The 13,486-nt window shown below is 55.6% G+C and carries 13 protein-coding genes and 1 other RNA gene; 4 read left to right on the plus strand and 10 right to left on the minus strand.

Going from position 1 to position 13,486, the window contains the following annotated elements:
* Positions 1–35 precede the first annotated feature (35 nt).
* The 10 genes from ACFIO0_RS07880 to ACFIO0_RS07925 all read right to left on the minus strand — a co-directional run bounded on the left by ACFIO0_RS07880 (position 36) and on the right by ACFIO0_RS07925 (position 10,850).
* The gene (locus ACFIO0_RS07880; RefSeq protein WP_390914797.1) at positions 36–1,244 is read right to left on the minus strand and encodes a class I SAM-dependent methyltransferase; all 1,209 of its coding nucleotides are present in this window, start codon (positions 1,242–1,244) and stop codon (positions 36–38) included.
* Positions 1,245–1,358: 114 nt separating this feature from the next.
* Entirely contained in the window at positions 1,359–2,780 is a 1,422-nt protein-coding gene (locus tag ACFIO0_RS07885; protein WP_390914798.1) for an FAD-binding domain-containing protein, read from the minus strand.
* Between the two features lie 68 nt (positions 2,781–2,848).
* On the minus strand, positions 2,849–4,075 hold the full coding sequence (locus tag ACFIO0_RS07890; RefSeq protein ID WP_390914799.1) for an aminotransferase class V-fold PLP-dependent enzyme: 1,227 nt from the start codon (positions 4,073–4,075) through the stop codon (positions 2,849–2,851).
* Positions 4,076–4,178: 103 nt separating this feature from the next.
* On the minus strand, positions 4,179–5,873 hold the full coding sequence (locus ACFIO0_RS07895) for a BCCT family transporter (RefSeq protein WP_390914800.1): 1,695 nt from the start codon (positions 5,871–5,873) through the stop codon (positions 4,179–4,181).
* A gap of 262 nt (positions 5,874–6,135) precedes the next feature.
* The gene (locus tag ACFIO0_RS07900; protein WP_390914801.1) at positions 6,136–6,558 is read right to left on the minus strand and encodes an HIT domain-containing protein; all 423 of its coding nucleotides are present in this window, start codon (positions 6,556–6,558) and stop codon (positions 6,136–6,138) included.
* A 95-nt stretch (positions 6,559–6,653) separates the two neighbouring features.
* Positions 6,654–7,640, minus strand: coding sequence for an acryloyl-CoA reductase (gene acuI, locus ACFIO0_RS07905; RefSeq protein WP_390914802.1), 987 nt, complete (start codon positions 7,638–7,640; stop codon positions 6,654–6,656).
* Positions 7,641–7,714: 74 nt separating this feature from the next.
* Positions 7,715–8,818: a dimethylsulfoniopropionate demethylase gene (locus ACFIO0_RS07910; RefSeq protein WP_390914803.1), complete on the minus strand. Its 1,104-nt coding sequence runs from the start codon at positions 8,816–8,818 to the stop codon at positions 7,715–7,717.
* Between the two features lie 14 nt (positions 8,819–8,832).
* Positions 8,833–9,342 (minus strand): DinB family protein, encoded by a 510-nt coding sequence (locus ACFIO0_RS07915; RefSeq protein ID WP_390914804.1) that lies wholly within the window; start codon positions 9,340–9,342, stop codon positions 8,833–8,835.
* Positions 9,339–10,046, minus strand: a complete 708-nt coding sequence (locus tag ACFIO0_RS07920) for a DUF1326 domain-containing protein (RefSeq protein WP_390914805.1) — start codon at positions 10,044–10,046, stop codon at positions 9,339–9,341. Before ACFIO0_RS07920 ends, ACFIO0_RS07915 begins: the two co-directional genes overlap by 4 nt.
* 3 nt (positions 10,047–10,049) lie before the next feature.
* On the minus strand, positions 10,050–10,850 hold the full coding sequence (locus tag ACFIO0_RS07925; RefSeq protein WP_390914806.1) for a DUF2182 domain-containing protein: 801 nt from the start codon (positions 10,848–10,850) through the stop codon (positions 10,050–10,052).
* Between the two features lie 91 nt (positions 10,851–10,941).
* On the opposite strand from ACFIO0_RS07925, the gene ACFIO0_RS07930 reads away from it, so the two are divergent.
* From ACFIO0_RS07930 to ACFIO0_RS07945, 4 genes are all read left to right on the plus strand, one after another.
* Positions 10,942–11,673: an FCD domain-containing protein gene (locus tag ACFIO0_RS07930; protein ID WP_390914807.1), complete on the plus strand. Its 732-nt coding sequence runs from the start codon at positions 10,942–10,944 to the stop codon at positions 11,671–11,673.
* Between the two features lie 442 nt (positions 11,674–12,115).
* Positions 12,116–12,466: a DUF4345 family protein gene (locus ACFIO0_RS07935; protein WP_390914808.1), complete on the plus strand. Its 351-nt coding sequence runs from the start codon at positions 12,116–12,118 to the stop codon at positions 12,464–12,466.
* A gap of 37 nt (positions 12,467–12,503) precedes the next feature.
* Positions 12,504–12,851: a transfer-messenger RNA gene (ssrA, locus tag ACFIO0_RS07940) on the plus strand.
* Positions 12,852–12,990: 139 nt separating this feature from the next.
* Positions 12,991–13,425, plus strand: a complete 435-nt coding sequence (locus ACFIO0_RS07945) for an ester cyclase (RefSeq protein WP_390914809.1) — start codon at positions 12,991–12,993, stop codon at positions 13,423–13,425.
* Positions 13,426–13,486 lie beyond the last annotated feature (61 nt).

The raw sequence follows: 13,486 nt of genomic DNA on the forward strand, positions 1-13,486 counted from the left end.
GTGTTGCTCGCTTGTGCCTGAAGGGTGCTGTTTCATTATCCGGGTCTTTTGATTGTGATCTGCGTTACGTCACAGTTGGCACTTTCAAAGGTCGCAGCACAAGAGGTGAGATAAAAATTCCACATACGCCGGAACCGGTCATCAAAGCCCATCTCGGCGATTTGGTCCCATTTTTCATTGAATGTCTCGTGCCAGCGGCGCAGCGAAATGTTGTAGCTTTGGCCAAATTCGATGGATTTTTCGACCGCCATTCCTGATTTCACCACCTGTTCACGCAGCGCCTTGGGGCTGGGCAGCATGCCGCCGGGAAAGATGTATTTCTGGATAAAATCGACACCGCGTCTGTACACGTCCCAGCGGCGATCTTGCACCGTGATGATCTGTAGCGTCGCGTTTTTACCGGGTTTCAGACGTTCGCGCACTGTATCGAAATACGTTGGCCAATATTTCTCGCCCACAGCCTCGAACATCTCGATGCTGGCGATGCCATCATAGACGCCGGTTTCGTCTCGGTAGTCCTGCAATTTGAACGTCACCATGTCAGAAAGTCCAGCTTTCTCAATGCGATCTTGCGCATAGTTAAACTGCTCTTCACTGATTGTCAGACCGGTCACTTTGATCCCGCGTTCACGCGCCGCGTATTCAGCAAAACCACCCCAACCACAGCCGATTTCCAGCACGTGATCCCCCGATTGCGCGCCCATTTCATCCACCATGCTGGCGTATTTTGCGATCTGCGCCGCCTCGTGGCTTTCTTGGCCTGTGACGAACAAAGCCGACGAATAGGTCATCGTTTCATCCAGCCAAAGGCTGTAGAATTCGTTGCCCAAATCATAGTGGTAACTGATGTTTTTGCGGGCCTGTTCCTTGTGGTTGCGTTGCAGCCAAAACCGGAAGTTTTCAAACGCCCGCACCAGCGTCATGCCCGGAAAACCATCGTAGATGTTTTCGTTGTCTGCGTGCACCAGATCCATGAACGCTTGCAGATCCGGCGTGCTCCACCACTCGTCCAGGTAGGCGTCACAGAACCCCAGATCGCCTTCGCGGATCAAACGCGCAAAGATATCGTCGTTGTGAATGTACAATTCGGCCACCGGACCGGCGTTTTTACCCGTCGCGCGAAAGATCCGCCCATCGGGCAGCACAAAATCAATACGTCCATTGTTCATCTCTTTGGTCATGGCGAATACGCGCGAAAAATAGCGCGGTAGGCCTGTTTGCCCGTCCGTCGTGTCTAGGATCATGTTTCTTTCCGTTTCTTGTTGTAACCAACCTTGTGCAGTCTCCCCCCTGCAAAAGGTCAGCGGGCGCTTGGTGCGCCGCCATGTTAAAGATAGCTTACCGCGTCACTAAAAGTTTCAAAAGTCCCTGTTTTCATATGCACTTAGCGCGTTCTTGCGTCCCTGCTCCGGCGTTACGACCGCTGCGGGATATTGATCTAAGGCCGACAACTTCCAGCTGCGTGGAATGGCGTTAAAATACGATTGCGCGTCCGCGTGCGGGTTGCTGCGCCCTTCGGCAAGCCAGCGGTTCGTGTAGTCGCGGTTTTTGTCGAATTTATCGAGCTGCGTGACCGGGTTGAACACCCGAAAATAGGGCGTCGCATCAGGGCCAGAGCCTGCGGACCATTGCCACCCCATCGCGTTACTGGCGGGGTCCCAATCGGTCAGACACTCCTCGAACCACTTTTGCCCGATGCGCCAATCCGTCATCAGATGTTTGGTCAGATAACTGGCCACAATCATGCGCCCGCGGTTGTGCATTTTGCCGGTCACGTACATTTCGCGCATGGCTGCGTCGACAAAGGGAATGCCGGTACGCCCTTGTTTCCATGCGATAACTTCGGGTTTGGTTTCATCTGTGTTCCACGGAAAAGCGTCCCAGCCTTCTTTCCAGTTCCCCGTCAAAATGCGCGGCGTGTGGTGCATCAGGTGGTAGGCAAACTCGCGCCAGACGATTTCTTTCAAGAACACTTCGGCGCCCTGCTTGCCTTCATGTCGCGCGCGGCTGCCGGCCTCCCAGCATTGCAGCGGGCTGATTTCGCCCAAGGCCAAAGAATCCGACAGGTTTGACGTGCCGTCTTTCCACGGCAAATTGCGCCCGTCGATGTAGTCGGCGACGATGTCTTCGACAAACAAGCCAAGGCGGTTTTGGGCAGCGGCTTCGCCGACACGCGCATGGGCATGCATCACCGACGCACCACGATTCATGGCAGCGCCCATGGCCCAATTCGTCAGCGGTTCGGAAGTAGGCCAAACATCGGGTGCCGAGATCTTGGCAGGTGCGGCCAAAGCAGCGCCTTGCGGGGTATTTTTTACGTTGTTCCAAAACGGCGTGTAGACCTTGTAAAAACCACCGGTTTTGGTTTCGACAGTCCATGGTTCATACAACAAATGCCCACGAAAGCTTTTGGCCTCGATCCCATCTGCGCTCAGGGCCGCTTTCACCTCAGTATCACGCGCAATCGAGGCCGGATCATACAGGCGCGACCAGTAAACCGCCCCTGCCCCGGTTTCAGCAATCAACGCCTGCAACACGTCCAACGCCGGACCACTGCGCAGGATCAACTGGTGACCCTTGGCGGCGAGAGATTGCGCAAGACTGTCAATCGACAGGCCCAAACGCCACTTTGGCGCAGCCCCCAGATCGTCGACCAAAGCGTCGCGAATGAACACAGCAATCACAGGTCCGCCGCGCGCAACTGCTGCGGTTAAGGCCGCATGATCGCTCAGCCGTAAGTCACGGCGAAACCACATAATCGTGGGTGAGGCACTGCTCATGTTAGGTTAAGTCCCTGTCTTTTAAGAGTGATACGTTGCCACGTCGTGCTTGGATCACCCAAAAGACGTCACAAACATGTATCTAGCGCGTTTAACAACTGATCCACCTCGGATTGCGATGTGTAGTGGGTAAAGCTGAGACGCAGGACGCCTTCGTTTTCCGGATCGATCCCCATGGCCTGCAAGGCGCGCACGGCATAAAAATCACCGCCCCCCGCCATGATACCATGTTTCACCAGTTCCGCCGCGACAGGTTCTGCGGGTCGCCCAAGCGCAAGCGCAACAGTTGGCGCTCGGCTGGCAGCCTCGGTCGGGCCTAAAACGCGTACGGAATTACGACCGGTCACGGCCGACATGACTTGGGTCAGCAGTTGGGTTTCATGATCACGCATCAGATCATGCACCGCCATACCGCGCGCGTTGGCCGCAGCGGGCGCATCAAAGTGGTGATCATACAGCGCGTCAACGTAGTCAGCCATGCCAGCACAGGCCGCGATTTGCGCGTGATCGGGACCTGCGGGGGTGAACCGTTTGTACAGCGATCCTTCGTTGAAAAAATGCCCTTGGTTGGGCAGCAACATCCCCAAGGCGCGGCGCATGACCATCAGCCCTTGGTGAGGCCCATAGGTTTTATAGGCGGAAAACAGATAAATATCAGGCCCCAGCGCGCCCACATCCGCAAAACCGTGTGGTGCATACGACACTCCATCGACGCAGACAAACGCGCCGGCGGCATGGGCCAATGCGGTGATTTCAGTGACCGGATTGATGTGCCCAACCACGTTCGAGCAATGGGGAAAGCAGACCAGCCGCACGGAATCGTCCAGCAAGTCTTCGAGATCCTCAGGGTTCAGCATGCCGGTTTCGGGGTCAATCTGCCATTCGCGCACTTCGATGCCGCGATCCGCAAGGCGGCGCCACGGGCCGGTGTTGGCCTCGTGATCCTGATTGGTGACAATGATCGCCTCGCCCGGCGTTAACATCTGCCCAAAGGCCTGCGCCAGAACGTAGGTGTTTTGCGTGGTGGACGGCCCAAAGCTCAGCTCGTCATCCTCAACACCCAAGATCGCGGCCATGCGGGTACGCGCCTCGTCCATTTCTTCGCCGCCCAAACGGGATGCCTCGTAGGCCGAATAGGGTTGTACTTTGCGCTGCGTGTAAAAACGGGTCAGCCGGTCAATCACGGCGCCGCAGGTATAGGACCCGCCTGCGTTCTCAAAAAATGCTTGGCCCTGCAAAGAGCTTTCGGAAAATGCCGGAAATTGCTGGCGAACAAAATCAATATCCAAGGACATGCGGGCCCCTCCTTTGAGGTAAAAGAAAAAAGGCCCCGACCATCGCTGATCGGGACCTGATTATGCTACCTGAGTGGCCCCGAAGGGCAACCGTATTATGTGATTATTCCGCAGCGGAAAGGCCGTTTCCGGTGGCCCCTTCAATTTCGGAATGCACCGCTGGGACGCCTGCGTTTTCACGGCGACCATCGTTGTAGATCGCTTTGATCAACGCGATACACATTAGCGCCATCACCACAGAGAACGGCAGCGCGCCGATCACCATCGCGGTTTGGATCGCACCGGTACCGCCAGAAATCAGCAGACCTGCCACAACCAGACCCAAGGCAGCGCCCCAGAAAATGATGTGTGGACGTGACTTTGGACCTTCATCGCCAGCCGCGTTGATGGTGTTCACGATCAACACTGCAGAGTCAGCAGAGGTAACCAAGAACGTCATCAGCAAGACCACGATCAAAAGTGCCATCGCCCAAGCCAAAGCATCGGCAATCGGTGCCAGCATGAATTCGGTCATGGCAAAGATTTTGTCACCATTCGCGGCATCAAAGATCACACCGTTGGCACCACCATTCAGTTCCAGATCGATGGCAGTCCCACCGGCCCAAGCGAACCAAACAAAGCACATCAGCGCAGGTACGATCATGGCACCCAACACGAATTCACGGATTGTACGACCACGTGAAATACGCGCCAGGAACAAGCCTACGAAAGGTGCAAATGCGATCCACCAAGCCCAGTAAAATACTGGCCACCAGCCCTGCCATTGCGACAGCAAGAAGGCTTCGGAACCCTCGACACCATCAGAACGGAAGACGTTAAAGCTAAGTTGTGGAAGGGCGACCAAATAGTCCCAAAGGCCAACAATCATCGCTGTTGCGCCAAACCATGTGGCACCAAAGATGATGAAGAACCCAAGCAGAACAATCGACAGAACCATGTTGATGTTGGACAACCATTTGATGCCTTTACCAACGCCGGACAGCGCGGACAGCGTCGACGCGCCCATGATCACCAACAGTGCCACAATGATACCCACCGTGGTTGCACCACCGTCTGCATTCATCAAACCACCAATGCCGATACGGGTCAGACCCGCGACGAACTGTTCAACCCCAAAGCCAAGCGTTTGTGCCACCCCAAGGATCGTTGCAACAACGGCCACGATATCAATGATGGTGCCCAAGATGCCGGACAATGCGGACCCGAACAAAGGTGTCAGGCCAGAGCGGATCGTCAGTGGCAAACCACGGCGATAGCTAAAGAACGCCAGTGACAGACCGCAAATCGCGTAGCAGGCCCATGCGCCTAAACCCCAGTGCAGGAACGACCATTTGTAGGCCATACGCACGTTGTCTGCGGTGCCGCCGCTTGTCAGACCTTGGATGACTTCGGGGTTGTTGCCAAAGTGTGCAACCGGTTCGGCCACAGCCCACGTCAACATGCCGACACCGATACCGGCACCAAACATCATCGAGAACCATGAAAAGTTCGAAAACTCCGGCCGCTCGCCCGGTTGGCCCAGCAACAAACGCCCCGCTGTCGGCCAAATCGCCAGACCGATACAAACGATCACGAACATTGCCACGACCCAGATGTACCAAGCTGCAAAATTCGCCAGAATGGCCGTGTTCCAATTGCCAAGCACCGTACCCGCGCTGGTGGGCCACACGATACACCACACAACCAAAAGGCCGATTATTATTTTACTGACGACTGTTACATCGACGCTGAACCCTCGATAAAACCCCGCACTTGCGGTTTTAATCGGCAGCTCCGTCATTGGAGGCTGAATTGACATATTAAACTGTCCCTTTTTTCTTTTGACTAAGGAAAAGGTAACAGCTTGGTGACACTTGTCAGTCATTTTGTCGCAGCAAGGGTAGATTAAATGCGATCAAGGTCGATTCACGCCACTCGATACAACGTATACGTCACATTCGGGCGGCGATTTTGGGCAGCAAAGGTTTAAAAGCGACAATTAGTTAAGAGAATCAGTCGCGCCCGAGCTGAATTGTCGCAAAATGCGCAACAACCCGCCGGATCGGGATCATCGATGGACGTTAATCTAACAGCGCGTCGCGAATGGCCTCGGCGTTGGCTTTGATCTGATCCATGTCGCCCATCACGCCGGGTGCGCGAATAGCGACACCTTCGTGGCGCGGATGGATGTGGAAATGCAGGTGAAAGACTTCTTGCCCGCCTGCCGCTTCTGAAAACTGCCACAGGGTGACGCCATCAGCGTCGAACGCAGATTTTGCAGCTTTGGCCACCTTTTGTGCGGTCTTTAGACACGCGGCCAGTTGTTCCGGCGTTGCATCCAACAGATTGCGGCACGGCGTTTTGGGGATCACCAGACAATGCCCCGTCGTGCGCGGCATGATGTCCATGAAACACAGGGTGTCGTCGTCCTCGAAAACCGTGAAATTCGGGATCTCGCCCCGCAGGATTTTGGCAAAGATATTCTGGTCGTCATAAGCAGTCATGAAAGAGGCTCCAGTCTGTCTTTTGGGTCGCGCAAGGTCACCGGAAAACCGGCTTCCACTGTTCGGCTTGCGCTTTGGAGCCTCTCATAAACCGCTTAGGCGTTCACGTCGACAACAACGCGCCCCTTTACCTGACCATTCAGGATGTCCGCGCCCAGTTTTGGCAGATCAGACATGGTCGCAGGCACAACCATCGCCTCAAGCTTGTCCATCGGCAAATCTTTGGCGATCCGTTCCCATGCGCGCAGACGGTTTTCATAGGGTTGCATGACGCTGTCGATCCCCAGCAAGTTCACGCCGCGCAGCAGGAATGGAATGACAGTGGCGGGCAGACCCGCGCCGCCAGCCAAACCAACCGAAGCCACGGACGCGCCGTACTGCATTTGACCCAACACGCGCGCCAGCATTTCGCCACCAACCGCATCGATGCAACCGCCCCAGGTTTCGGCCTCCATCGGGCGTTTGATGGTCTCGTTCAATTCCTCGCGCGCAACGATTTGGGTCGCGCCAAGGGATTTCAGGTAGTCACCCGTTTCCGGGCGCCCCGTGACGCCTGCGACTTGGTGGCCAAGTGCTGCCAAAATCGCAACCGCAACAGACCCGACGCCGCCCGCAGCGCCAGTGACCAAAACAGGACCGTCTTTGATCCCGTGATCTTCCAGCGCCATGACCGACAGCATTGACGTGAAACCAGCGGTGCCGACGGCCATCGCTTGGCGTGTGTCCAAACCTGCGGGCAGCGGCACCAACCAGTCGGCTTTGACGCGTGCCTTTTGCGCGTAACCACCCCAGTGAACTTCGCCAACGCGCCAGCCGGTCAGCACAACTTTGTCGCCTGCTGTGTAACGTGCATCGTCCGAAGATTCGACCGTTCCCGCAAAATCGATACCACCAACATGCGGGTAGTTGCGCACCAAACCGCCGCCTTTGGGGCTGAGGCATAGACCGTCTTTGTAGTTCACCGTGGTGTATTCCACGTTCACAACCACATCGCCGGCAGGCAAATCATCAACGCTCAGCTGTTGCATCGCTGCGGTTGCTTTGCCGTCTTCGCCTTGGGTCAAAACCAGTGCATCAAACATAATAGTCTCCATTTCGGGGTTGCCCCCAGTTACATCAAGAAACGGCCCTAAGCATTTGGACCATTTCGTTTATTTCAAATCCAGAACTTGTCCTGCACAACCGCAGGGCGCATGCCGTCGGGCGTTTCGACCTCGATTTTGGTGCCCGCATCCCAGTGGGTCATACGCACCATGCCGATCGCGACGTTGGTTTGGAAATCGGGCGACCACGCAGCCGAGGTGATTTGCCCCACCCGCTTGCCACCGGCGCGCAATGGCCAAACGCGATCGCAGCCCTGCACAGCGTCACCGCCAATCGAAATGGGCGCGACCATCTGCACAGGTCCTTCTTTGGCCACGCGCAACAACGCGTCACGACCGATACATCCAATCGCGGTTTGCGTGTCACAGAACCGGCCCAAGCCACATTCGTGCGGTGTGTTGTCGTCGGTCATGTCGTTGCCATAAGACAGCAAGCCGCCTTCGATCCGCTCGATCCCGTTGGGGCATCCGGCGCGCACATCGAGGTCTTCACCGGCTGCAAACAATGCGTTCCACAAAGGCATGCCGATTTCGCTGTTTTCAACGTAAATCTCAAATCCACCCTGTTTGGAATAGCCAGAGCGGGCAACCGCCAAATCCTGCCCCATGAATTCAAACATATCAAAGCGGAAAAACCGGATGTCGCGGACACGGTCGCCAAAGACGCGCGCCATCAGCTCGTCTGCTTTGGGGCCTTGGATCGCAAGCGGGCTGATGTCCGGTTCGTCCACCAAAACATCCAAACGATAGCCGTTGGCGATGCCTTTGACCCACAACAACAAATCGCTGTCGGCAATCGAAATCCACCAACGATCCTCGGACAGTTTCACCGCCACCGGATCGTTGAGCATGCCGCCGGTTTCATCAACGATTGGAACGTAATAGCATTGCCCCGGCAGCATCCTGCGCAGATCGCGCGGTGTCAGCATTTGCATCAGCCGCGTGGCGTCAGGGCCGCGCAATTCGACCTGCCGCTCGGCCGCCACATCCCAAACCTGCACGGCAGATTTTAGATGATGATAATCGGCCTGCACGCTTTCAAAAACCGTGGGCAACAGCATGCGGTTGTAGACAGTGTAGGCTTTGACGCCCGCCGCTTCGACACCATCAGAAAAGGGTGTGCGGCGCAAACGGCGTGAAGGAGAGATGAGTGTCATGATCGAAAACTCGGTTATTGGAGAGGTGGCATATAGATCAAATCACTGACGGGGGCGTCTTGGCCTGCTGCTGTCAGCATGGCGTGGACTTGTCCGCGGTGATGGGTCTGGTGGTTGAAAAAACCGATGACGCAAGACGCCATGGGTTTGGTCATTTCGCGATCCTGCGCGCGGTTGTGCATGGTCAGATCTCCGATCAGATCAACGGCTTTCAGACGTTCAGCCCAAAGGGTGATCCGCCCATCCGTGCGAAAGCGTTGCGCGCTCCATTCGGCAAGCGTCGGATACAATGTCAAACTGTGCGGCATTGCGGCTTCGGCTGCGAGTACGCTGGGATCAAACCGGTTGAGCCAGAGCGTATCACCCCACAAAAGATGGTTTAGCGTGCCAAAAATAGATCCAAAGAACGCACCGCGCTCTTTGGTCAGGTCGTCAAACGTCATTGCATTAAGAATGGGCAACAACTGATTGTTTTGCCACGCATTATATTGCGCCATGGCGCGTACGTAGGCAGGATCTATCAAGGCTTTGGACCTTTCCAGTCGATCGGGCAAATCTCGGCTGACATGCCGTCAAAATCCCAAACGCGACCGTAATCGCGCACCTTGGATTTCAGGCCCTTGGCCGCAATAATATCCGGCCCCATCCAGTATTTGGAATTGGACACCATCACCGGATGCGCTTTGTCCTTGCCGGTGATCATCTCGATCTCGCCCTGGATTTTGCGGCCAATCATGATGGAACGTTTGTTCCCTTCACGCACGATTTCAACGGGTGCGCGTTCGGCCCCGATGATCTCGGACACCAGCATCGTGAACAAGCCGGTTGTGCCGCCTGCCGCACCGCTAAAGATTTGCAAAATGCCGTTGTAGGCTTTGCCCGAGGCGCGCTCATCAACGTAGGCGGCGACCTTCCAGTTGCCCTCGCCCATGCGGCCCGGAATGTCGACCAACAGACCAACGTTCAGGCCTGACAGGTCTTCGCCCTCGTAGTGGCCCTCATCGATCGCAATCGCCATCCACGCGTGGCAGTGGCCCTCGGTAGGAGGATGCGCGCCAAGGCTAACAACGCAAGGGCAGAACATTGTGCACGAGCAGTTCAAGAACAATTCGCCCTTGATCGACCATTCTGTCGGCGTCATTTGACGACGCCCCGGATTTGGCATCCGGCTGTCGATCCGCTGCGAAATCGGCAGCTTGTCTGAGTCTTTTTTCCGTGTCACAGCCATGCTTCAAGCTCCAGTGATAAGGGGGGATGCGATGACGGCCAGACCGGCCAAAATCAGCGCAAACCCCATTGGTTTTGTAATAACATGCCCGATTTGGGGCAATTTCTCTAGCACCATGAACAGGGTTGCGGCCCCCATCCAAAGCAGGCTCATGACGCCGCCGACAAAGCCGAGCGCCATAAAGCCCCAGCAGCAGCCAACGCAAAACACGCCAAGGCCCAGACCCATGCGCAATCCGCCCAGTGTGCCGGTTTTCCAGTTGCCGAGGAAATACATCATCGGGGAATGGCAAACGCCGTGGCAAATTTCTTTGGCGCGCGTGAATTGGAATAGGCCAACTGCGATCAACAAAGCTGCCGTGACCCAGCGCGATTTGGCCATGCCCAGCATGTCGATCACACCGCCGTAAAGCAGCACGAGTTGCACGCCTGCGATTAACGCCGCAAAGGCGATCCACACGATAGCGTAGCCTGCGATCACGCCCAGCCACCCTGCCCGCGTGCCGTCTGCCGACACCATCAGGTCTTCGTAACTGCGCAGCGTTGGCACCATCGTCGGCAGCATCATCGCCGCCATCATGATCGCCCACATCGCAAACAACGGGCCAAACCGCGCCATTGGCATACCTTGGGGCATATCCATCGGCATACGCGGATCCATCATCGCCATCTTTGCGGCCATCTCGCTGGGGCGACCAATCAGGTCCAGTCCCATCGACATGCTCATCATATACATCATCGCCCAGGCGGCGAGGATCAGGCCAAAAAAGCTAAGCCAAAGGGCCATGCGTGTGACGTGTGACATGGTTCGGCCTTTCCAAACTTGGCTGCGAATCTAGCGTTGCAAATCAAATGCCAGACATTTAGATTTCTGACAAACATTAAATGTAAGACATATGAAAATTGATCCTTCCAGCAGCGCCGACCTTTCGGCCCAAATCGCCAAAGCCATCCGCGATTCCATCATCAGCGGGGCGTTGATTGTTGATCAGCGCCTGCCCTCCGAGGCGGAATTGGCGGACCAGTTCGAAGTATCGCGCCCGACGGTGCGCGAGGCGCTGAAACGGCTGGCCGCGCAATCCCTGATCCGCACGCAACGCGGGGCCACGGGTGGTGCATTTGTCAACAAGCTTAGCTTTGAAGAAGCGTATCCGCAGCAAATCACCACTTCGACGCTACTGTTGTCCATGAACGCCGTCAGTTTCGAGACTGCCTGCGAGGCGCGCTACGCCCTGGAGCGATCCTGCGCACCCCTGTCTGCACAACGCCGTAGCGCCGATCATTTGGCCACAATGCGCGCCGAAATCCACCGCCAAGGGCAGCCGGGTCTGACGGACGAAGCGTTCTGCGCCTCAGACGTCGCATTCCACCGCGCACTGGTGGACGGTGCCGGCAATCCGGTGCTCAGCTACCAGTTGGCGGGTGCGGTCGAGGCGATGCAACCCTTGATGAACATGATCACGTTTTCCGCGCGCGATCGCGCCAGAATAATCGAATTACACACACAACTTGCTGACGCCCTCGAAGCACACGACGCCAGCGGTGCAGACACGACATTGGCAGAACTCGAACACTACACCACGAACCTCGCAAGATCCGTGATGGAAAAACGCCAGAAAACGACGTGATTTCAGGCGATAGTCAGGCCTGCCGCCCTATTCACATGATCCCAAGACTTCGACGCTTGGTGCGTTTTCCTCATTACATGCGAACAACACGAGGTGCCAAAGGCCTGGCTTTTGTCTCGATGGATCGATCAAACCCTTGCCACCAAGCTCCAAAATTCGGTCGGTACATACCAAGAGCGCGGCCTGTCCCGTTGCGCCACTTGCTGTTGCCAAGGTGAAACCGCATCGTTCAAGTCAATGTCACCGGCCTTACAAGCATCTTTGTCGCGCAAGTCAAATATTGGCCCGCCAACACCCTTAACTGCAATAACCTCTTGATGTGTAGACCTGTTTGTTTTGTGCACACCGATAGCAGCAGCCATACCCTCAAGCGTGGCACTAAGGCACAGCGATCACCAAAGCCCCCCTTGCCTCTTCGCATTGCTCTGCTACCTAACAAAACATGACAGATATCATCAACATCATCGCAGCGCTGCTAACCATCGGCTTTGGCCTGTTCGGGTTCCTTGCACCGCGCTACACCGCGTCTGCCCTTGATCTGGAAACCACAAAATCCACAATGGGCCTCAGCGAAATGCGTGCCTCTGTAGGTGGCCTGTTTGTCATCTTGGGGCTGGCAGCCATCGCAATTAACCAACCTCTGGCGTATGCGATGATCGGCTTTGCCTTTGTCGGCGCCGCTATGGGTCGGGTTCTGTCGATCGTTCTGGATCACCCGCCGCTGCTCAAAGTTCTGGTGTTCGGCGGCATCGAAGCGGCCCTTGCGGCATGGCTGATCGGCGCTAACTTCTAGCCTACCGCGTTGTTGTGATCAAAAATACTCAAAACCACCATTTGCAACACGGCCACACCTCACCTATATAGATGTTGTCCCTCGGGACTATGGGAATAAACGCGCTTGTAATAAACGGATTGGACCCGGGGGCGGTACCCGGCGACTCCACCAAACATCCTTTATTTGGGGATCATGGGGTCGAAATAGGATCGACAAACGTCTAAAGAAGTTAGCTTTTTCTCGGCTGGGTGCCACCGTATCGGCCCAAAATGTACAATTGCAAATAACAATCGTGCTCCAATGGCGATGGCCGCGTAAGCGACCGGATCTATTGAAATCTAAGTCCTTACGTTTAGCGACCTAAGGCGGGGTTCGCAGGCACCTGGCAACAGAAGCCTGCACTTTCCAAAATCCTAACAATTCTTAACAAGCTTTCACATTTTTATGCGTGTCCGGAGCCAGATAACGCGCATTTGGCGATACGCGTTCAGGTAGCATTAACGGATTTTGCGCTATGCATTGGTCAAAGAAGGACCAAGTTGATGATGACGTCGGACAAACAAACCCTGTTGAAAAACTGGTATCAAGAGGTGTGGGTCGACGCCAATCTAGACGCCATTTCAAAATACATGGCCCCGAATGGCAAAGCCGTTGGTATTTTCCCTGATTTGGTCGTGCCGCCAGATGACATGCGTGACCTGATCAGCTTGGTCCGTCCGATCTTGGATAAAATGTCATTTGAATTCCGCCTGTTTATTGAACAGGACGATTGGCTGTCAGCGATTGTTGATGCCCACTGTACCTGCGCGCACAGGGGCAAACCGGTAAATGTGATCTCGCACGTTGCTGTCCGCATCGAGGACAACAAGATCGCGGAAATGTACAACAGCTTTGATTCCCTCTCATTCTTTGAACAGCTGGGGCAACTGCCACCGGATTCGCTTGCGCTCATGTTGTCAGGTACCAAAATCGGTTGATCAGATCAGCAATTGACGCCGCCCCACCTGATTGACTATCAGTTGAATCATGGGGTTCTCA

Origin of the sequence: Pseudosulfitobacter sp. SM2401, assembly GCF_042932805.1 — a bacterium.
Taxonomy (GTDB): Bacteria; Pseudomonadota; Alphaproteobacteria; order Rhodobacterales; family Rhodobacteraceae; genus Ascidiaceihabitans.